The following is an 18,129-nucleotide window of genomic DNA, read 5'->3' on the forward strand; positions in this document are numbered from 1 at the left end:
ATGCCACGTGGACGTCACCGCCATTCCCCCCCATTGCACAGGATGTTGCCCCCGTCGGCGATAGCAGGCGTTTCCCTCGTCTGTGCGCTGAGTCCCTGGGTTTTCTCGCAGACCATGGTGCTGCGGTCCCTCGCCGCGGCCGCCGCGATGACGGCGGTCGTCGGCGCGGTCGTCATGCGCCGCTGGGACATCCAGGCGGGCAAGCAGGTCGCCGACCTCACGCGCGCGCGTGCCAGCGACGAGTGGCAGCACGAGGAACGCGTCGCCGAACTGGAGGCCGACCTCGAGGAGTCGCGCGAGGTACGCGCCAAGCTCGAACAGCGGCTGCGGGCGAAGCGCACCGAGCTGTCGGGGCTGCGCAACGAGCACGCCTCCCTGCTGCGCCGGTACGCCCAGGCGGAGACCGACCGCGCCAGCGCCCTGGAGGGCCGCCGGCTGCTGGAGATCGAGACGGCCGCCCCCACGCGCGCGCTGCCGCCCGGGCCGTCCGTGACGGCGACGACGACCACGGCGACGGCGAACGAGGAGGCCTCCGACGCGGAGGAGTCCGCGACGCCCGCCGCGTCCCCGGAGCAGGAGCAGGAGCAGGAGCAGCACGAGCACGAGCCGGCGTCTCCCGCGGTGTTCTCCCCGGAGGGTTCCCGGCTCTTCCTGCGGGCCAAGGCGGCGCTGTCCAGGCTCGACGCGGGCGACGACGCCGCGGCGGAGACGAAGGGCGCCGCCTTCGAGGCGGCCGTGGCGCCGGCGACGCCCGCCCGGTCCGTCCAGGAGGACGAGGAACAGGGGCAGCCCGAGGCGGTCGACGAGCACGAGCGCGCGACCGCCGCCACCACGACGGCGCAGGATCGTTCCGGTCAGCCGGTGCAGCCGCCCGAGGGCCACTTCACGGTGCCGACCGCGGTGGCCGTCGTACCGGCGTCCGCTCCCGTGCGGCGCCCGGTGGACGGCAGCAGCTTCGACTTCTTCGGTACGAAGGCGGAGGGCGCCTCGGACGACGCGGACTCCGTGCGCAACGAGGACCCCGCCGACGTCGTCGGCGACGAGACGCGCGCCGTGCACAAGGCCGAGTCCGAGGCCGCGTACAAGCCCGCCGGCGCGTCGCCCCGCGGCGTCGGTCAGGTCATCGACCTGACGGTCCACGACGAGACCGAGGCGATCGACGTGCAGGGACTGCACAGCGCGGCCTCCTGAGGCCCGGCGGACGACGCCCGTTTCCCAGGGGGCGCCGCGCGTAGGGGAGACTGGGGGCATGACGCCCACGACGGAGACCACGGTCGGGATCGGCGGTGCCGCGGAGAGCACCGACATGGTGCTCAACATCGGCCCCCAGCACCCGTCCACGCACGGTGTGCTGCGGCTGCGGCTCGTGCTGGACGGCGAGCGCATCGTGCACGCCGAGCCGGTGATCGGCTACATGCACCGCGGCGCGGAGAAGCTCTTCGAGGCGCGGGACTACCGCCAGATCATCATGCTCGCCAACCGCCACGACTGGCTGTCGGCCTTCGCCAACGAGCTGGGCGTCGTCCTCGCCGTCGAGCGGATGCTCGGCATGGAGGTCCCCGCGCGCGCGGTGTGGACGCGCACCCTGCTCGCGGAGCTGAACCGGGTGCTGAACCACCTGATGTTCCTGGGCTCGTATCCGCTGGAGCTGGGCGGCATCACCCCGGTCTTCTACGCGTTCCGCGAGCGCGAGGTCCTCCAGAACGTCATGGAGGAGGTCTCCGGCGGGCGCATGCACTACATGTTCAACCGTGTCGGCGGCCTCAAGGAGGACCTCCCGGCCGGATGGGCCTCCCGCGCGCGGGCGGCCGTCGCCGCCGTGCGCTCGCGCATGGACGTCTTCGACGACCTGGTCCTCGGCAACGAGATCTTCCGCGGCCGCACGCGGGGCGTGGGGAAGCTCTCGCCCGAGACCGTGCACGCGTACGGCGTGAGCGGACCCATCGCGCGCGCCTCCGGCGTCGACTTCGACCTGCGGCGCGACGAGCCGTATCTGGCGTACGGCGAACTCCAGGACACCCTGAAGGTGGTGACCCGGCAGGAGGGCGACTGCCTCGCCCGCTTCGAGTGCCTCCTGGAGCAGACGCACAACGCGCTGGACCTGGCCGACGCCTGCCTCGACCGGCTCGCCGAGCTGCCGCCGGGGCCGATCAACCAGCGGCTGCCGAAGGTCCTGAAGGCGCCCGAGGGCCATACCTACGCCTGGACCGAGAACCCGCTCGGCATCAACGGCTACTACCTGGTCAGCAAGGGCGAGAAGACGCCGTACCGGATGAAGCTGCGCTCCGCGTCGTACAACAACATCCAGGCGCTGACCGAACTGCTGCCGGGGACGCTGGTGGCGGACATGGTGGCGATCCTGGGCTCGATGTTCTTCGTGGTCGGGGACATCGACAAGTAGGGCCCATCGACAAGTAGGGCCCATCGACATGTTGGGCCCACCGACCTGTTGGGCCCATCGCCGCCCGGTCGCTACAGGAGCGCGAGCGCGTCCGGGACGCCGACGGGCTGGAGCAGCCAGCCGAAGTCCCCGAGGCCGCCCGGTGCCGTGAGCTCGGCGGCCTCGCCCGCGCTCGCGAGGGCGCGGACGTACGCCGCCGGGTTGGCCGAGGCGAGCGTGAGCGGGGGGCGGCCGGAGACGACGTCCAGGGCGCGCAGCGCCTCGCGCTGGGTCAGCAGGCGCGCGCCGGGCAGGCCGGGCGCCGCGCACGCGTCGAGCGCGACGTGCGCCGTGATGTCGCACGACCCGTCCGGCACGGGCAGCGTCTCGCGCCCCTCCCGGAAGCCGCTCAGCGTCCCGAACGGCGGGCGCGTGTCCGCCGTGTGCGCGTAGTCCACGGCCACCGCCAGCCCCCGCTCGATCCGGGAGACCGCGGACGCCCACGCGGCGTCCCTCGGCAGCCCGATCTCGGCGCGCAGCCCCTCCTCGGGCGGCAGCGGCCACCACCGCGCGAGCCAGTCCGCCTCTGCTCCCGCGACGGGCTCCCCGAGGCGTTCGCCCCCGTCCTCGTCGACGAGGACCAGACGTGCCACGCCCTCGGCGTCGACCTCGGCGACCTCCACCGGTACGTTGTCCAGCCACTCGTTGGCGAACAACAGCCCGGTGATCCCCTGGGGCAGCTCGCTCAGCCACGTCACGCGGGGGTCGAGGCCCGCGGGGCGTTCGGCGACCTCGACGGCGTACCCGCGCGCGCGGGCGGCCACGTCGGCGGGCAGCGCGGCGAGCACACCGGCGACCAGTTCGCCGCGCCCGGCGCCCATGTCGACGAAGTCCAGCGTCGCGGGCCGCCCGAGGGCCTCGTCGACCCGGCACAGCAGCAGGGCCACGGCCCGGGCGAACAGCGGCGACGCGTGGACGGACGTACGGAAGTGGGCCGCAGGTCCCTCGGCGCGCCGGTAGAAGCCGCCCGGACCGTACAGGGCGGTCTCGGTGGCCGCCCGCCAGCCGCGCCACACGCGCGCGGGACCGTCGGTCCGGTTTCCGTCCGCCGACCCGCCTGCCGTCATCTCCGTCACCGGGCCAGCGTAGGCGCACGCGCGATCCCGTCCTCCACCTTGCGGAGTACGTGCGCCGGTCCGGATCGGTCCTCCGGTTGACCCCTCGAACACACGCGGCTGCCTACTCTGGGTCACGTGCAGCGCCTCTATGACTTCCTCCGCAGGCACCCGACGTGGGTGGACGGCTTCTGGGCCGTCGTCCTGTTCGGGCTCTCCTGCCCGAGTGTCGTGAACCTGTACGGGGCGCGGGGCCACGGGGCGCTCGCCGTGGTCCTGGTCGTGACCGCCGCGCTGGGCGTCGTCATCGCCCTGCGCCGCCGGCTGCCGGAGCCGATGCTGCTGCTCGCCACCGCGGCCGGGCTGGCCCAGGTGACCCTCGACATCAAGCCGACCCCCGCCGACTTCGCGCTGCTGGTGATCCTCTGCACGGTCGCCGCGATCGGCTCCCGCTGGGCCTCCCGGTTCGGCCTGGCCGCCGGGATGTGCGCGGCCGCCCTGGCGCAGCTGCGCTGGCCGGTCGAGGAGGCGAGCCCCCTCGGCCATGTGGCGATGGGCGTGTTCCAGGCGGTGCCGTTCGCCCTGGCCTGGGTGCTCGGCGACTCGATGCGCACCCGCCGCGCCTACCTCGCGCAGCTGGAGGAGCGCGCCGCGCGTCTGGAGAAGGAGCGTGAGGCGCAGTCCAAGGTCGCGGTCGCGGCCGAGCGCGCCCGGATCGCGCGCGAGCTGCACGACGTCGTCGCGCACAACGTGTCCGTGATGGTGGTGCAGGCCGACGGCGCCGCCTACGTCCTCGACACCGCGCCCGACCAGGCCAGGGCGGCCCTGGAGACGATCTCCACCACCGGCCGCCAGGCCCTCGCCGAGATGCGCCGCCTGCTGGGCGTGCTGCGCACCGGCGAGCACCAGGAGACCGGGGAGTACGTCCCCCAGCCCGGCGTAGGGCAGATCGACGAGCTCATCGAGCAGTGCCGCACCGCCGGGCTGCCCGTCGACTTCAAGGTCGAGGGCACCCCGCGCCCGCTGCCGAGCGGCGTCGAGCTCACCGCGTACCGCATCGTGCAGGAGGCGCTGACCAACACCCGCAAGCACGGCGGCCCTCACGCCGGGGCGAGCGTGCGGCTGGTCTACTTCGACGACGGGCTCGGGCTGCTCGTCGAGGACGACGGCAAGGGCGCCCCGCACGAGCTGTACGAGGACGGCGGCGCCGACGGCCGGGGCCACGGCCTGATCGGCATGCGCGAGCGGGTCGGCATGGTCGGCGGCACCCTCGACGCGGGCCCTCGCCCGGGCGGAGGATTCCGCATCAGCGCCCTGCTCCCGCTCAAACCGGCGCACTGACGCCACCGCGACCGCAGAGAGAACGGAAGAAGAGGACCCCGATGACGATCCGTGTGATGCTCGTCGACGACCAGGTGCTGCTGCGCACCGGATTCCGGATGGTGCTCGCCGCCCAGCCGGACATGGAGGTCGTCGCGGAGGCGGGCGACGGCGTCGAGGCCCTCGACGTGCTGCGCTCCACCGCCGTCGACGTGGTCCTGATGGACGTCCGCATGCCGAAACTGGACGGGGTGGAGACCACCCGGCGCGTGTGCGCGCAGCCCGAGCCGCCGAAGGTGCTGATCCTGACCACCTTCGACCTCGACGAGTACGCGTTCTCCGCGCTGAAGGCGGGCGCCTGCGGGTTCATGCTCAAGGACGTGCCGCCGGGCGATCTGCTCGCCGCCATCCGCGCCGTGCACAGCGGGGACGCCGTCGTCGCACCGTCCACCACCCGCCGCCTCCTCGACCGGTTCGCGCCGATGCTGCCCACCGGCGCCAGGGAACCCCGGCACCGGGAGCTGGAGCGGCTCACCGACCGGGAGCGCGAGGTGATGGTGCTGGTCGCCCAGGGGCTGTCCAACGGCGAGATCGCGGCCACGCTGGTGCTGTCCGAGGCGACCGTGAAGACACATGTGGGGCGGATCCTGACCAAGCTCGGGCTGCGGGACCGGGTGCAGGTCGTGGTCCTGGCGTACGAGACGGGTCTGGTGCGGGCCGGCGGGCACGGCTGAACGGGCTGACCCGGGCGGGCCGCGCCGGTAGGGTCTGCGCATGCTCCTGTGGATCAACGGCCCTTTCGGGGGCGGCAAGACACAGACCGCACACGAGATACAGCGACGCCTGCCGGGCAGCGTGATCTGCGATCCCGAGCACCCCGGCTTCGGTCTGCGCCGTATGCTCCCGCCAGAACTGCGCGGCGACTTCCAGGACTTGACCGCCTGGCGGCAGGGCGTCGTCGAGGTCCTCGACCTGGCCCTGACCAAGCACGACGGCGTGGTGATCGCCCCCATGACGGTCACCGACTCCGGGTACTTCGCGGAGACCGTCGGGCGCCTGCGCGAACGCGGCCATGACGTACGGCACTTCACGCTCCTCGCGCAGCGCGAGACGGTCGCCGCGCGGCTGCGCGAGCGCGGCCCGGGGCACCTGTTGCAGTACGTCGTCGGCAAGAACGCCGGTCTGCGCCGGGAGACCTGGGCGCTCCAGCAGCTCGACCACTGTCTGGAGCGGCTGCGGGAACCGGAGTTCGCCGAGCATCTGTGGACGGACCAGGCGACGGTCCCGAAGACGGCGGACCGGATCGCCGTCCTCGCCGGGCTGACGCTGCGGCCCAACCGCGAGGGCGCGCTGCGCACGCGGCTGCGGCAGGCGCGGGTCGCCGCCCGGCACATCCGCTTCGACTGAGACCTGAGCTGGGCTTTCTCTGCCGCCGTCAGCGCAGGACGCCCTCGATGAAGTCGCTGCCCAGGCGGGCCACCGTGGACAGATCCAGCTGGTGCTGGACGTACCGGCCGCGGCGGCTGCTGGTGATCAGGCCCGCCTTTCTCAGCACCGCCAGGTGCCGGGATATCTCCGGCGCCGACATGCCGTGCGCGTCGGCCAGTTCACCGGTGCTGTGCGGGGCGCGGGCCAGATGGCGGCACAGCCGCAGGCGGGCCGGGTGGGCGAGCGCCTCCAGGCGGCGGGTGAGCTGCTCGACCGTCGGCGCCTGCGGGCGCGAGGCCTGGACGGGGTAGGTGATCGCGGGCTGCCAGCCGTACCGGTGCAGGACCATCAGGTGCGGCCAGCCGATGCTGGTCGGCACCAGCACCAGGCCGCCGTCCCCAGTGGCGGCGCGGCCCACCAGGAGCTTGTCGACGGTGACGAGACCGGCCTCCTCGTCCAGCGAGACGGCGCCGGAGAGCGACGCGAGGGCCTCGCCGAGACCCTTGCGGCGCAGCAGCTCGGTCTTGTGGCGGGCGTCCGCGGCCAGTTGGGGCTGCACCCGCGCCCAGGTGTCGGCGAAGAAGGCCTCGTCGCAGTCGAGGACCAGCCGCCGGAACCAGGCGCGCACGGCCGGCAGGTCGTCCAGCAGCCGGTGGGTGAACCGCTCCTGGACGGCGCCCCGCGCGGCCGCCAGCTCCAGGGAGCGGCGGCGCAGGTCCGGATCGTCGAGCGGACCGGCCTCGCGCACGTCGTACCGGAGCTGGCAGGTGAACTCCAGTGCCGCGTGCACGAACTGCTCGTCGGTCAGCTTGTCGAGCAGGTCCAGCTCCTCGGCGAGCGTGGCGCCGGGCAGCGCGCGGCGGCCCGGTATCCCGGCGAACGGGGCGAAGACGTCCGAGAACGTCGTGCGCCACAGGAACTCCGCCTCGCACAGCCGGTCGGCCAGGCACGGGTCCAGCCGGCTGGAGACGGCCGTGGCCCAGCCCTGGACCTCCGGGTGATGGCCGGGCTCGCTGAGCGCGTGCAGCGCCATCCCCAGTTCCGCCAGGGGCGAGGGCACGACCGAAATCCGCTCCGGCGGCAGCCCGTTGATGTCGATGACCACGCTCATGCCCCCATGGTGCACCCGGCCACTGACAGTGCCCGCGTCGATTGACTGCTGCCGTCAATCGACGGGACTTGGCCGGTGGGCGGGCGCAGGCTGACGGGGCCGGGGCCGCCGCGGAGCCTTCCGGATCCCGTTCACCCGTCATCGCGCCGACGCCCGTGCGTCGGCCGGCCGACCGTGTCCCGAAGAGGCGATCCCGTCATGAGCATCACCCAGCAGTACCTCCTCGACAGCCACCGCGCCCACCGGCACGGCGAGACCCCACCGCCCGCGCCCGGCACCCACGACTGGCAGGTCGTACGGGAACTGCGCGACTCCTGGGAGCTGCGCACCGACCTGACCGGCCGGCCGGAACGCGGTCGGCTGCGGCGCGCCGTGCGTCGGTGGCTAGGGCCGATGCGGCGCCCTATCGGCTGAGCTCTTCGCCGTCCGTCCAGGCCGGCCGGTCAGCCGGTCGGTTGGTCAGCCGTTCAGCCGGGCCACGAAGTCGGCGACCGCCGTCCGTACGTCGTCCGCCGTCCACTCCAGGCCGGCGGAGCGCACGGTGACCTCGGTGGCGGCCACGTCTGGACCGCGGGCCACCCACGCGTCGGCGAAGAGCAGCGTCCCCGTCTCCTCGGCCTGGCGCACCGCCGCCTCCGCGAGGACGTCGGGGTCGTACGGCAGCCAGACCTGGAACTCGTGGGTGTGCGGCTCCTCGGGGTGCACGCGGGCCCACGGCAGGCCGGCCGCGGCGAACCCCTCGCGCAGCGCGGCGGCGACCACGCGCGCGTGGCGCACGTACTCCGGGAGGCGGGGCAGTTCCCGTTCCAGTCCGACGAGCGCGGACAGCGCGGCGGGGAACTGCTGGAAGACCATGCCGCCGTACCGGTGCCGCCAGGTCCTCGCCTCCTCCACCAGGGTGCTGGGGCCGGCGAGCGCGGCGCCGGAGAAGCCGTCCAGGGACTTGTAGAACGAGACGTAGACGCTGTCCGCGAGGGCCGCGATCTCGTCCAGGGGGCGGCCGAAGTGCTCGGTGGTCTCCCACAGGCGCGCCCCGTCGAAGTGCACCACCGCGTCGCGCCCCCGCGCGGCCTCGACGGTCTCCGTCAGCTCCTGCCAGGTGGGCAGCACGAAACCGCCGTCCCTGAGGGGCAGTTCCAGCATCAGCGCTCCGAAGGGCTCCTCGAAGTCGCGTACCTCCGCTGCCGTGGGCAGCCGGGGCTCGCTGGTCACGCGGACCGGACGCAGGCCGCTGACCTGGCTGAACGCGTTCCGCTCGTGCAGCTCGGGGTGGGCGAGGGCGTGCAGGGCGACCGTGGGGTCACCGGTGCGGGCCGCCCAGCAGCGCAGGGCGACCTGCTGGGCCATCGTGCCCGTCGGGAAGAACGCCGCGGCCTCCGTGCCGAGCAGTGCGGCGACCCGGTCCTCCAGCGCGGCCACGACCCGGTTGCCGTAGACGTCCCCGGGCTCGTCCAGGTCGTACACCTCGGGCGCCGCCTCCATGAGCCGCGTGAGCCGCTCGCGGAGGGTGCCGTGCCAGCCCGCGCGCGAAAGCGCGCGCGTCGCCGTCCGGTGGGCGGCCCTGCGGCGCGTTCTTATCTGCTCGCGCGTCTGTTCCTGTGCCTGTTCCCGGGGCGGCTGTTCTTGTGCCTGTTCTTGTGCCTGTTCCTGGTTCGGCTGTTCTTGTCCGTGTACTGCCGTATCGCTCATGCGGGGGATGATGCCGTGCCCTTTGCGTGCGGGCAGCCGGTTTATCGTGCCGCGACCCGCAAACCCGTCCGTGGTGGCGGCCCGTGGAAACCCACAGCCTGTGGACAACCGGTCGGCCCCGGACCCGATCGCGTTAACATGACGAGAAATCGTCCGGTACCCAGAGCGGACTGGAACGGGAAGGCCACCGTCGCGTGAGTACAGACCAACAGCCAGACCCCAAGGACCGCCCCGCGCGGCTCACCGTGGGCGTCGTCGGCGCCGGCCGGGTGGGCCCCGCGCTGGCCGCGTCCCTCCAGCTCGCCGGGCACCGCCCGGTGGCCGTCTCCGGGGTCTCCGACGCCTCCAGACGGCGCGCCGAGCAGCTGCTGCCCGGTGTGCCGCTGGTCCCGCCCGCCGAGGTGCTCCAGCGCGCCGAGCTGGTCCTGCTCACCGTCCCGGACGACGCCCTGCCCGGCCTCGTGTCGGGACTCGCCGAGACCGGCGCCGTACGGCCGGGACAGCTGATGGTGCACACCTCCGGGCGGTACGGCACGAAGGTCCTGGACCCCGCCCTGCGCGCGGGCGCGCTGCCGTTGGCCCTGCACCCCGCGATGACCTTCACCGGCACCCCGGTGGACGTCGAGCGGCTCGCCGGCTGCTCGTTCGGCGTCACCGCCCCCGAGGAGCTGCGGCTGGCCGCCGAGGCGCTCGTCATCGAGATGGGCGGCGAGCCCGAGTGGATCGCCGAGGAGAACCGCGCGCTCTACCACGCCGCCCTCGCCCTCGGCTCCAACCACCTGGTGACCCTGGTCGCCCAGTCCATGGAGCTGCTGCGCACGGCCGGTGTCGAGGCCCCCGACCGGATGCTCGGTCCGCTGCTCGGTGCCGCCCTGGACAACGCGCTGCGCTCCGGCGACGCGGCCCTGACCGGGCCCGTCTCGCGCGGGGACGCGGGCACCGTCGCCGCGCACGTCACCGAGCTCGGCAAGCACGCCCCGCAGACCCTCGCGAGTTATCTCGCGATGGCCCGCGCGACCGCCGACCGGGCGCTCGCGCACGGGCGGCTGAAGCCGGAACTCGCCGAGGACCTCCTCGGAGTGCTCGCCACGGGCACGGACCCGACACAGAACGAGGAAGACCGATGAGCCGCCGTCCCTTCGAACTCGCACCGACGGTCGATGACCTGACGTACGTGCACGACCACTTCGCGGTGCCCGGTCGTACCGCCGTCGTCATGACGATGGGCGCCCTGCACGAAGGCCACGCCAGCCTGATCAGGGCCGCGCGCGAGCGGGTCGGCCACAAGGGCTTCGTGATCGTCACGGTCTTCGTCAACCCGCTCCAGTTCGGTGCGGGCGAGGACCTCGACCGCTACCCGCGCACCCTCGAGGCCGACCTGAAGATCGCCGAACAGGCCGGTGCCGACGTCGTGTTCGCGCCCTCCGCCGACGAGGTCTACCCCGGCGGGCAGCCCCAGGTGCGCCTGACCGCGGGTCCCATGGGCGAGCGCCTGGAGGGTGCCTCGCGTCCCGGGCACTTCGACGGCATGCTCACCGTCGTCGCCAAGCTGCTCCACCTCACGCGCCCCGACGTGGCCCTGTTCGGGCAGAAGGACGCCCAGCAGCTCGCCGTGATCCGGCGCATGGTGCGGGACCTGAACTTCGGCGTCGAGATCGTCGGCGTCCCGACCGTGCGCGAGGAGGACGGCCTGGCCCTGTCCAGCCGCAACCGCTACCTCACGCCCGACGAGCGCCACACCGCCCTCGCCCTGTCCCGGGCGCTGTTCGCGGGCCGCGACCGGCACGCCGCCCAGGAGGCGCTGCGCGCGCGGGCCCTCGAAGTGCCCGCCACGCGCGCGCGGGCCGAGGCGCTCAGCGCCATAGGGGAGTCCCGCGCCGCCGCCGACGCGCACGCCGTCGCCAAGGCCGCGCCCGGCGGCCCGGCCGCCGTCCGCGCCGCCGCCCGGCTCGTCCTGGACGACGCGGCCCGCCTCGACCCGCCGCTCGAACTGGACTACCTCGCACTCGTCGACCCGTCCGACTTCACCGAGATCGACGACGACTTCACCGGCGAGGCCGTCCTCGCCGTCGCCGCGCGGGTCGGCACCACCCGGCTGATCGACAACCTCCCGCTGACCTTCGGAACCCTGGGGGACGCCTCGTGACCGGCACCGGCATACGGCTGCACGCGCCCGACCCCGGGTGGGCCATCGACGCGGACGTGGTGGTCGTCGGTTCCGGCGTCGCCGGCCTGACCGCCGCCCTGCGCTGCGAGGCCGCCGGTCTGCGGACGGTCGTCGTCACCAAGGCGCGCCTGGACGACGGCTCCACCCGCTGGGCGCAGGGCGGCATCGCGGCCGCCCTCGGCGAGGGCGACACCCCCGAGCAGCACCTGGACGACACCCTGGTCGCCGGCGTCGGCCTGTGCGACGAGGAGGCCGTACGCATCCTCGTCACCGAGGGCCCCGACGCCGTACGCCGCCTCATCGCCACCGGCGCGCACTTCGACGAGTCCTCCGAAGGGGAACTGGAGCTCACCCGCGAGGGCGGCCACCACCGCCGCCGTATCGCGCACGCGGGCGGTGACGCCACCGGCGCGGAGATCTCCCGGGCGCTCGTCGAGGCCGTCCGCGCGCGGGGGCTGCGCACGATCGAGAACGCGCTCGTGCTCGACCTTCTGACGGACGCCGAGGGCCGCACGGCGGGCGTCACCCTGCACGTCATGGGCGAGGGGCAGCACGACGGCGTGGGCGCCGTGCACGCCCCCGCGGTCGTCCTCGCGACCGGCGGCATGGGTCAGGTCTTCTCCGCGACCACCAACCCCTCGGTGTCGACCGGCGACGGCGTGGCGCTCGCCCTTCGCGCGGGCGCCGAGGTCTCCGACCTGGAGTTCGTGCAGTTCCACCCGACCGTGCTGTTCCTCGGCCCCGACGCCGAGGGCCAGCAGCCGCTGGTCTCCGAGGCGGTGCGCGGCGAGGGGGCCCACCTGGTCGACGCCGACGGAGTGCGCTTCATGGCCGGGCAGCACGAACTGGCCGAACTCGCGCCCCGGGACATCGTCGCCAAGGGCATCACGCGCCGCATGGGGGAGCAGGACGCCGCCCACATGTTCCTCGACGCCCGGCACTTCGGCGCCGAGATGTGGGAGCACCGCTTCCCGACGATCCTGGCCGCCTGCCGCGCGAACGGCATCGACCCGGTCACCGAGCCCATCCCGGTCGCCCCGGCCGCCCACTACGCCTCCGGCGGCGTCCGCACCGACGCCCACGGCCGGACGACCGTCCCCGGGCTGTACGCGTGCGGCGAGGTCGCCTGCACCGGCGTGCACGGCGCCAACCGGCTCGCCTCCAACTCCCTGCTGGAGGGCCTGGTCTACGCCGAGCGCATCGCCGCCGACATCGCCGCGCTCAAGGCGGACGGCCGCCTGCACGCGCGCGTGCCCGCGCCGGTCGCCCGGCCCGAGAAGCCCGCGCACCCCCTGCTCGGCGCCGAGGCCCGGTTCGCCATCCAGCGGATCATGACCCGGGGCGCGGGCGTGCTGCGCTCGGACGAGTCCCTCGCCAAGGCCGCCGACCAGCTGTCGCGGCTGCACACCGAGGCCCGCGAGGTCCTCGACGAGACCGGCCGGACCGCCGAGCCCGGCGTCGACACCTGGGAGGCCACCAACCTCCTGTGCGTGGCCCGCGTCCTGGTCGCCGCCGCCCGGCGGCGCGAGGAGACCCGCGGCTGCCACTGGCGCGAGGACCGGCCCGACCGCGACGACGCCCGCTGGCGGCGCCACATCGTCGTACGGCTGAATCCGGACCGGACACCCACCCTGCACACCACCGGCACCGCAGACTTTCCCCCCATCCGGCAGCACCGTCCCCAGGAGCAGTGACAGCAGTGAGCACCCCCGACCTTCCCCTTGCCGACACCGGTGGCTGCGGCGACGGCTGCGCCTGCGGCGCGGACGCCGAGGACGCGTACATGGAGTGCGGGCTCGACCCCGCGCTCGCCGAGCTCCTGGCCGACGCCGGACTCGACCCCCTGGAGGTCGAGGACATCGCCAACGTCGCCGTCCAGGAGGACCTCGCGGGCGGTGTGGACGTGACGACCGTCGCGACCATCCCCGAGGACGCCGTGGCCACCGCCGACTTCACCGCGCGCGAGGCGGGCGTCGTCGCGGGCCTGCGCGTCGCCGAGGCCGTGCTCTCCGTGGTGTGCACCGACGAGTTCGAGGTCGAGCGGCACGTGGAGGACGGCGACCGGGTGGAGGCCGGCCAGAAGCTCCTGTCGGTCACCACGCGCACCCGCGACCTGCTGACCGCCGAGCGCAGCGCCCTCAACATCCTGGGCCGCCTGTCCGGCATCGCGACGGCCACGCGCGCGTGGGCCGACGTGCTGGAGGGCACCGACGCCGACGTGCGCGACACCCGCAAGACGACGCCGGGCCTCAGGTCTCTGGAGAAGTACGCCGTGCGCTGCGGCGGCGGCGTCAACCACCGCATGTCCCTGTCGGACGCGGCTCTGGTGAAGGACAACCACGTGCTCGCAGCGGGCGGCGTCGAGCAGGCCTTCAAGGCCGTCCGTGAGGCCTTCCCGGACCTGCCCGTCGAGGTCGAGGTCGACACCCTGCACCAGCTGCGCGAGGCCGTCGACGCCGGCGCCGACCTGATCCTGCTGGACAACTTCACGCCCGGCGAGTGCGAGGAGGCCGTGGCCATCGTCCACGGGCGCGCCCAGCTGGAGGCCTCCGGCCGGCTCACGCTCGACAACGCGCGCGCGTACGCGGAGACCGGCGTCGACTTCCTGGCCGTCGGCGCCCTCACCCACTCCGCCCCGGTCCTGGACATCGGCCTGGACCTGCGCGAGGCGGAGTAACGGCCATGCTCCTGACGATCGACGTAGGCAACACGCACACCGTCCTCGGCCTGTTCGACGGCGACACCATCGTCGAGCACTGGCGCATCTCCACGGACGCCCGCCGCACGGCCGACGAACTGGCCGTCCTGCTCCAGGGCCTGATGGGCATGCACCCGCTGCTCGGCGAGGAGCTCGGCGACGGCATCGACGGGATCGCGATCTGCGCGACCGTGCCCTCGGTCCTCCACGAGCTGCGCGAGGTGACGCGGCGGTACTACGGGGACGTCCCCGCGGTGCTGGTGGAGCCCGGCGTGAAGACGGGCGTGCCGATCCTGACGGACAACCCCAAGGAGGTCGGCGCCGACCGCATCATCAACGCGGTGGCGGCCGTCGAGCTGTACGGGGGCCCGGCGATCGTCGTCGACTTCGGTACGGCGACGACCTTCGACGCGGTGTCCGCGCGCGGGGAGTATGTCGGCGGCGTCATCGCGCCGGGCATCGAGATCTCGGTCGACGCCCTCGGCGTCAAGGGCGCGCAGCTGCGGAAGATCGAGATGGCCCGCCCGCGCAGCGTGATCGGCAAGAACACGGTCGAGGCGATGCAGGCGGGCATCGTGTACGGCTTCGCCGGACAGGTCGACGGGGTCGTGAACCGGATGGCCCGCGAGCTGGCCGACGACCCGGACGACGTGACGGTGATCGCCACGGGCGGGCTCGCGCCGATAGTGCTGAGCGAGTCGTCGGTCATCGACGAGCACGAGCCGTGGCTGACCCTGATCGGCCTGCGCCTGGTGTACGAGCGGAACGTCGCCCGCGCGTGAGCGGTGGGCCGGCGCCCCGCGGCGCCGGCCCGGGCCCATCGCCCCAGCTGAGGGAAACCGGGGAGCGACACGGCAGCCCGAGCCGTCTGTTTTGTCCGATTAGCGGTAGCGTCACCGCATGCCCACGCCATACGGATCCCGCGGCGGCATGGCGTTCGGTGCGGAGGAGCTGCCCGTGCTCCGCCGCGCTCTCGCCCTCGCCCTTCACCCCGGCCCCGCCTCGACCGAGGACGTCCAGGACTGTCTCCGCCTCGCCGAGTCGCTCGACGAGGCGATGCACGAGGGGGTCAGGCTGCGCGCCTTCCTCGTGGCCGACCTCGGCCGGTACCGCGCCGCCCTCCCCGGCGCCGCGGCCGGCTATCTGGCACTCCTGGAGGAGGTGCTGGGCGCCGGATACCGCCCCCTCGCCGACGACCTGGCCGCGCTCCGCGCCCTGCGCGGGAACCGCGCCGCGGCGGCCCTGCTCGACCGCCTGGACCGCCCCGGAGCTCACCCGGATGCCACCGCCACCGTGCCCGCCTCCCGTCGTCGCCCCCGGCTGCTGATGGCGCTGCCAGGAGGCGACAAGGGCGAGGAGCAGGGCAAGAAGCCCGCAGAGCGCCCGTCCCCGCAGCCCGCCGCGCCCAAGCCGTCGAGGCCCGTCCCCACCCCGGGCGAGGTCTTCCCCCGGCGCAAGCCCGCCCCGTCCCCCGGCACGCCCAACCCGCCCCACCAGCGGCTCGCCGCGGGCTGAGACGGGCACCGCGACACGGGGCCGGGCGCCGGACCCACCCCGGTCCGTCCGCCGATGTCCCCCTGGCTACCCTGGGGGCATGGACTATGTCTCCGCGCTCGTGCCCCCGGTCGTCATGGCCGCGTTGTTCATCGCTGTGGTCCGGGTGATCGTGAAGACCCAGGGCGGGGCCGCGAAGACCAAGGAGGACGCCGCCGTCGACGCGGCCCTCGCGCACGCGGACGGCGTGCGGCAGGCCTCCGCCGGCCCTGACGCCTGAGAAGCCCCGCCCGGCCTCGCCCCACACCTCTGGGCGTACGACTCGCGCACCTCGCGCTTTCCGAGTCGTACGCCCTTTTTGTTCGCGTTTGTCGCGGAAGGCGCACGTCCGGGCCAGCATGGACCGGGATCTCCCACTATTGTTCTGAACTGTGCCTCGCCCATTGGGAGAACTCGAAGACGCGGTCATGACGCGGGTGTGGAAGTGGAACCGCCCGGTGACCGTTCGGGAAGTCCTGGAAGACCTTCAGCGGGAGCGGTCCATCGCGTACACCACGGTGATGACCGTTTTGGACAATCTCCATCAGAAGGGCTGGGTGCGCCGCGAGGCGGAAGGGCGCGCCTATCGATATGAGGCCGTCTCCACGCGTGCCGCGTACGCCGCGGCCCTCATGAACGAGGCCTGGTCGCAGAGCGACAACGCGGCCGCCGCACTCGTCGCGTTCTTCGGGATGATGAGCGACGAACAGCGCCAGGCGCTGAGAGCCGCCATGCGTATCGTCCAGGTCCCGGAAACCCTGGAAGGCGAAGAGGAGAACCCCGCCGCCCCACAGGACGACGACGGGCGATAGCGTCCGCTCATGTCAGCAGAGCGCCGCGAAGTCACCGCAAAAGCCGTCACCGTCCGGCGGGCCCGGACCAGCGATGTCCCGGCCGTGCGCGACCTCCTTGACTCCTACGCGCGCGAGCACATCCTGCTCGACAAAGCGACCGTGACCCTTTACGAGGACATCCAGGAGTTCTGGGTCGCGGAACGCGACGACAACGCCGAGGTCGTCGGCTGCGGGGCACTGCACGTCATGTGGGAAGACCTCGCGGAAGTGCGCACGCTCGCGGTGAAGCCGGGCCTGAAGGGCTCCGGTGTCGGTCACCGCCTGCTGGAGAAGTTGCTGCACACCGCCCGCTGGCTCGGTGTGCGGCGCGTTTTCTGTCTCACCTTCGAAGTGGACTTCTTCACGAAGCACGGCTTCGTGGAGATCGGCGAGACGCCGGTGGACACCGATGTCTACGCCGAGCTCTTGCGTTCCTATGACGAGGGCGTCGCGGAGTTCCTCGGTCTCGAACGAGTGAAACCGAACACCTTGGGCAACAGCCGGATGCTTCTGCATCTGTGATCGCCGGGTTCGCCCGCTATTCCCGCGGTCCGACGCTGCCCAGGTTCCCTATGTCCGAAACGCGCATCTTTCCGGACGGGGATGCTCCCCGGGTCTCTCCCAGGGGTTTGTGTTTTTCCGGCAAAAGCGGTTTGCTTTCCGGCGTACTGCAGTACTGCATATAACAGGGGGCGGTGAAACGGCGAGAGCCGCAGACCCCGGGCCCTCACGTTATCGATGAAAGGAAAAGCCGTGGCACAGAAGGTTCAGGTCCTTCTTGTCGACGACCTCGACGGCGGCGAGGCCGACGAGACCGTTACGTTCGCGCTGGACGGCAAGACGTACGAGATCGATCTCACGACCACCAATGCGGACAAGCTGCGGGGACTTCTCGAGCCGTATGTGAAGGGTGGCCGTCGTACGGGAGGCCGCGCTTCCGGTGGACGTGGAAAGGCGCGTGCGGCTTCCGGTAGCAGCCAGGACACCGCGCAGATCCGCGCCTGGGCGAAGGAGAACGGTTACGAGGTCAACGACCGCGGCCGTGTCCCCGCCAGCATCCGTGAGGCCTACGAGAAGGCCAACGGCTGATACCTCGGCCCTCCGGCGCACGCGCGCCGCAGCCGGATCCGGTGGCACTGGGTGACCACCGTGTCCACGAGTCGTACGAGATCGGGGGCGCCTCCCACGCCCCCCATGGCCGACAGTGTCGGCAGCGAGGCCTCGACCTCGTACCCCGGCTCGGGGGGCCGCAGCCATACGGCGGCCCCCTGTGCGGGACGCGAGGGCCCGGGCCATGGTGCCTCCACGCACCCGTCCGCACCGTGCGCCGCCAGATCGAGCGCCAGCGGCCCCCACTCGAGCCAGTCCAGCAGCCCGGGCAGCTCCTCCGCGCTTCCCGCGGCCACCAGGAGCAGCATCCGGTCGCCCCGCAGCGCCACCGGTGAGGCCGCCGCGAGGTGCCTGAGCGCCACCGCGCCCGCCTCGGCCGGGACCTCCAGGACGTCGAAGCGCACGCCTGTGACGAGTCGCACCGGCTCACCGGGCACGGTCGCCCACCCCAGTTCGTTCTCGTACCAGTGCCGGATCCGGCCGACCGTACCGACCGGGCCGGCCGCACCGTCCTGACCGCCCGGACCCCCCGGGCCGGCGGGGCCCGACGACGGACGACGGGGAAGGGGAACCATGGGCACCGTACTGACCATGCAAGAGCAACCGTCGAAGAAGCCCGGAAGTTACGATGAGTGTTCCGGTAGTCGCTCAGCGTGTTCGCCGACGGGGCGTGCGGGGGTATGGAGCGGCGCAAGGTTGTTCGCCCGTAGCGGAGGGAACCGGCGCGCGCGGTATGGACTGTCAG

20 protein-coding genes are annotated in these 18,129 nt (G+C 73.1%); 16 read left to right on the plus strand and 4 right to left on the minus strand.

The window, feature by feature from the left end; genetic code table 11:
* A complete protein-coding gene (locus QFZ74_RS17550; RefSeq protein WP_307621765.1) occupies window positions 1-1,191 on the plus strand; it encodes a hypothetical protein in 1,191 nt (396 codons plus the stop codon).
* 58 nt (window positions 1,192-1,249) lie between these two features.
* On the plus strand, window positions 1,250-2,401 hold the full coding sequence (locus QFZ74_RS17555) for an NADH-quinone oxidoreductase subunit D (protein ID WP_307621766.1): 1,152 nt from the start codon (window positions 1,250-1,252) through the stop codon (window positions 2,399-2,401).
* 71 nt (window positions 2,402-2,472) lie between these two features.
* Here the strand turns inward: QFZ74_RS17555 and QFZ74_RS17560 are convergent, their stop codons facing one another.
* Window positions 2,473-3,507, minus strand: a complete 1,035-nt coding sequence (locus QFZ74_RS17560) for an SAM-dependent methyltransferase (RefSeq protein WP_307624183.1) — start codon at window positions 3,505-3,507, stop codon at window positions 2,473-2,475.
* Between the two features lie 126 nt (window positions 3,508-3,633).
* Here QFZ74_RS17560 and QFZ74_RS17565 point away from each other — a divergent pair, with 126 nt between their 5' ends.
* From QFZ74_RS17565 to QFZ74_RS17575, 3 genes are read left to right on the plus strand one after another with little or no spacing between them, the layout of a single operon-like run.
* Window positions 3,634-4,836: a sensor histidine kinase gene (locus tag QFZ74_RS17565; RefSeq protein WP_307621767.1), complete on the plus strand. Its 1,203-nt coding sequence runs from the start codon at window positions 3,634-3,636 to the stop codon at window positions 4,834-4,836.
* A 41-nt stretch (window positions 4,837-4,877) separates the two neighbouring features.
* Window positions 4,878-5,549 carry a response regulator transcription factor gene (locus QFZ74_RS17570; RefSeq protein WP_307621768.1) on the plus strand — a complete coding sequence of 224 codons (672 nt, stop codon included), beginning with the start codon at window positions 4,878-4,880 and terminating at the stop codon, window positions 5,547-5,549.
* Between the two features lie 40 nt (window positions 5,550-5,589).
* A complete protein-coding gene (locus QFZ74_RS17575) occupies window positions 5,590-6,222 on the plus strand; it encodes an AAA family ATPase (protein ID WP_307621769.1) in 633 nt (210 codons plus the stop codon).
* Window positions 6,223-6,250: 28 nt separating this feature from the next.
* Here the strand turns inward: QFZ74_RS17575 and QFZ74_RS17580 are convergent, their stop codons facing one another.
* A complete protein-coding gene (locus QFZ74_RS17580; RefSeq protein ID WP_307621770.1) occupies window positions 6,251-7,354 on the minus strand; it encodes a DUF5937 family protein in 1,104 nt (367 codons plus the stop codon).
* A 198-nt stretch (window positions 7,355-7,552) separates the two neighbouring features.
* Between QFZ74_RS17580 and QFZ74_RS17585 the strand changes: the two genes are divergently transcribed.
* Window positions 7,553-7,768: a hypothetical protein gene (locus tag QFZ74_RS17585; RefSeq protein WP_307621771.1), complete on the plus strand. Its 216-nt coding sequence runs from the start codon at window positions 7,553-7,555 to the stop codon at window positions 7,766-7,768.
* 45 nt (window positions 7,769-7,813) lie between these two features.
* Here the strand turns inward: QFZ74_RS17585 and QFZ74_RS17590 are convergent, their stop codons facing one another.
* Window positions 7,814-9,043: a low specificity L-threonine aldolase gene (locus tag QFZ74_RS17590; RefSeq protein WP_307621772.1), complete on the minus strand. Its 1,230-nt coding sequence runs from the start codon at window positions 9,041-9,043 to the stop codon at window positions 7,814-7,816.
* 194 nt (window positions 9,044-9,237) lie between these two features.
* Between QFZ74_RS17590 and QFZ74_RS17595 the strand changes: the two genes are divergently transcribed.
* From QFZ74_RS17595 to QFZ74_RS17640, 10 genes are all read left to right on the plus strand, one after another.
* Window positions 9,238-10,170, plus strand: coding sequence for a Rossmann-like and DUF2520 domain-containing protein (locus QFZ74_RS17595; RefSeq protein WP_307621773.1), 933 nt, complete (start codon window positions 9,238-9,240; stop codon window positions 10,168-10,170).
* Complete coding sequence (gene panC / locus QFZ74_RS17600; protein ID WP_307621774.1) at window positions 10,167-11,189, plus strand: pantoate--beta-alanine ligase; 1,023 nt, start codon at window positions 10,167-10,169, stop codon at window positions 11,187-11,189. The genes QFZ74_RS17595 and panC overlap by 4 nt, the downstream gene beginning before the upstream one ends.
* Window positions 11,186-12,904: an L-aspartate oxidase gene (locus tag QFZ74_RS17605; protein WP_307621775.1), complete on the plus strand. Its 1,719-nt coding sequence runs from the start codon at window positions 11,186-11,188 to the stop codon at window positions 12,902-12,904. The genes panC and QFZ74_RS17605 overlap by 4 nt, the downstream gene beginning before the upstream one ends.
* Before the next feature lie 5 nt (window positions 12,905-12,909).
* On the plus strand, window positions 12,910-13,887 hold the full coding sequence (gene nadC, locus QFZ74_RS17610; protein WP_307621776.1) for a carboxylating nicotinate-nucleotide diphosphorylase: 978 nt from the start codon (window positions 12,910-12,912) through the stop codon (window positions 13,885-13,887).
* A 5-nt stretch (window positions 13,888-13,892) separates the two neighbouring features.
* Window positions 13,893-14,690 (plus strand): type III pantothenate kinase, encoded by a 798-nt coding sequence (locus QFZ74_RS17615; protein WP_307621777.1) that lies wholly within the window; start codon window positions 13,893-13,895, stop codon window positions 14,688-14,690.
* Window positions 14,691-14,808: 118 nt separating this feature from the next.
* The gene (locus QFZ74_RS17620) at window positions 14,809-15,423 is read left to right on the plus strand and encodes a hypothetical protein (protein WP_373462401.1); all 615 of its coding nucleotides are present in this window, start codon (window positions 14,809-14,811) and stop codon (window positions 15,421-15,423) included.
* 79 nt (window positions 15,424-15,502) lie between these two features.
* A complete protein-coding gene (locus QFZ74_RS17625) occupies window positions 15,503-15,682 on the plus strand; it encodes a hypothetical protein (protein WP_307621778.1) in 180 nt (59 codons plus the stop codon).
* A 217-nt stretch (window positions 15,683-15,899) separates the two neighbouring features.
* Window positions 15,900-16,253 (plus strand): BlaI/MecI/CopY family transcriptional regulator, encoded by a 354-nt coding sequence (locus QFZ74_RS17630; RefSeq protein WP_373462402.1) that lies wholly within the window; start codon window positions 15,900-15,902, stop codon window positions 16,251-16,253.
* Window positions 16,254-16,262: 9 nt separating this feature from the next.
* Window positions 16,263-16,796: an amino-acid N-acetyltransferase gene (locus tag QFZ74_RS17635; protein ID WP_307621780.1), complete on the plus strand. Its 534-nt coding sequence runs from the start codon at window positions 16,263-16,265 to the stop codon at window positions 16,794-16,796.
* Window positions 16,797-17,027: 231 nt separating this feature from the next.
* Entirely contained in the window at window positions 17,028-17,363 is a 336-nt protein-coding gene (locus QFZ74_RS17640) for an Lsr2 family protein (protein ID WP_307621781.1), read from the plus strand.
* Here QFZ74_RS17640 and QFZ74_RS17645 read toward each other — a convergent pair.
* The gene (locus QFZ74_RS17645) at window positions 17,342-17,977 is read right to left on the minus strand and encodes an SCO3374 family protein (RefSeq protein ID WP_307621782.1); all 636 of its coding nucleotides are present in this window, start codon (window positions 17,975-17,977) and stop codon (window positions 17,342-17,344) included. The two genes, QFZ74_RS17640 and QFZ74_RS17645, sit on opposite strands and share 22 nt — an antisense overlap.
* Window positions 17,978-18,129 lie beyond the last annotated feature (152 nt).

It is taken from the genome of Streptomyces sp. V3I7 (genome assembly GCF_030817495.1).
Taxonomy (GTDB): Bacteria; Actinomycetota; Actinomycetes; order Streptomycetales; family Streptomycetaceae; genus Streptomyces.

Coding starts and splice junctions, on each gene's coding strand:
- QFZ74_RS17550 (WP_307621765.1), top strand. CDS start 1: ATGCCACGTGGACGTCACCGCCATTCCCCCCCATTGCACAGGATGTTG.
- QFZ74_RS17555 (WP_307621766.1), top strand. CDS start 1,250: ATGACGCCCACGACGGAGACCACGGTCGGGATCGGCGGTGCCGCGGAG.
- QFZ74_RS17560 (WP_307624183.1), bottom strand. CDS start 3,507: ATGACGGCAGGCGGGTCGGCGGACGGAAACCGGACCGACGGTCCCGCG.
- QFZ74_RS17570 (WP_307621768.1), top strand. CDS start 4,878: ATGACGATCCGTGTGATGCTCGTCGACGACCAGGTGCTGCTGCGCACC.
- QFZ74_RS17575 (WP_307621769.1), top strand. CDS start 5,590: ATGCTCCTGTGGATCAACGGCCCTTTCGGGGGCGGCAAGACACAGACC.
- QFZ74_RS17580 (WP_307621770.1), bottom strand. CDS start 7,354: ATGAGCGTGGTCATCGACATCAACGGGCTGCCGCCGGAGCGGATTTCG.
- QFZ74_RS17585 (WP_307621771.1), top strand. CDS start 7,553: ATGAGCATCACCCAGCAGTACCTCCTCGACAGCCACCGCGCCCACCGG.
- QFZ74_RS17590 (WP_307621772.1), bottom strand. CDS start 9,043: ATGAGCGATACGGCAGTACACGGACAAGAACAGCCGAACCAGGAACAG.
- panC (WP_307621774.1), top strand. CDS start 10,167: ATGAGCCGCCGTCCCTTCGAACTCGCACCGACGGTCGATGACCTGACG.
- QFZ74_RS17615 (WP_307621777.1), top strand. CDS start 13,893: ATGCTCCTGACGATCGACGTAGGCAACACGCACACCGTCCTCGGCCTG.
- QFZ74_RS17620 (WP_373462401.1), top strand. CDS start 14,809: ATGCCCACGCCATACGGATCCCGCGGCGGCATGGCGTTCGGTGCGGAG.
- QFZ74_RS17625 (WP_307621778.1), top strand. CDS start 15,503: ATGGACTATGTCTCCGCGCTCGTGCCCCCGGTCGTCATGGCCGCGTTG.
- QFZ74_RS17635 (WP_307621780.1), top strand. CDS start 16,263: ATGTCAGCAGAGCGCCGCGAAGTCACCGCAAAAGCCGTCACCGTCCGG.
- QFZ74_RS17645 (WP_307621782.1), bottom strand. CDS start 17,977: ATGGTCAGTACGGTGCCCATGGTTCCCCTTCCCCGTCGTCCGTCGTCG.